We start from the raw sequence: 581 nt of genomic DNA, 5'->3' as shown, positions 1-581 counted from the left end.
CGCTAAAAAGCCCAGCACGCTTAAGCCGCCGAGCCAGACTAAAAATCCTTTCCTGGGTTGCATTGTTTTATTCTCCTGAGGAGGCAGGTGTACGTTGGCGCAGAGTGTAGGGAGTGCAAAGCGGCTTGTGAAACGCTAATATTTGCAGAGTGCATTCAAATTTTTTGCAGGCAGAACATGTGGTCAGATTATTCTCTTGAAGTTGTGGATGCTGTTGCCCGTAACGGCAGTTTCACCGGTGCCGCGCAGGAGTTACACCGCGTACCCTCGGCGATCAGTTACACCGTGCGTCAGCTGGAAGAGTGGCTGGCGGTTCCGCTGTTCGAGCGGCGTCATCGCGACGTCGAATTAACGCCTGCCGGCGCGTGGTTTTTGAAGGAAGGGCGTTCTGTCATCAAAAAAATGCAGATCACCCGCGAGCAGTGTCAGCAGATCGCTAACGGCTGGCGAGGCCATCTCTCCATCGCGGTGGATAATATCGTTAAGCCGGAACGGACCCGGCAAATGATCGTGGATTTCTATCGTCATTTTTCTGATGTCGAACTGCGGGTCTCCCAGGAGGTGTTCAACGGCGTCTGGGA

General features: G+C 53.7%; 1 protein-coding gene. It reads left to right on the top strand.

The window, feature by feature from the left end; all coding sequences use genetic code 11:
* Positions 1–177 precede the first annotated feature (177 nt).
* Positions 178–581: LysR family transcriptional regulator (locus K5E19_RS23525; RefSeq protein ID WP_221553340.1), on the top strand; the 404-nt coding region annotated here is incomplete at its 3' end.

The sequence above is a fragment of the Enterobacter sp. RIT637 genome (genome assembly GCF_019718755.1).
Lineage (GTDB): Bacteria > Pseudomonadota > Gammaproteobacteria > Enterobacterales > Enterobacteriaceae > Enterobacter.
The sequence above is the reverse complement of the archived record's forward strand: the minus strand, read 5'-3'. Positions and strand labels throughout refer to the sequence as shown.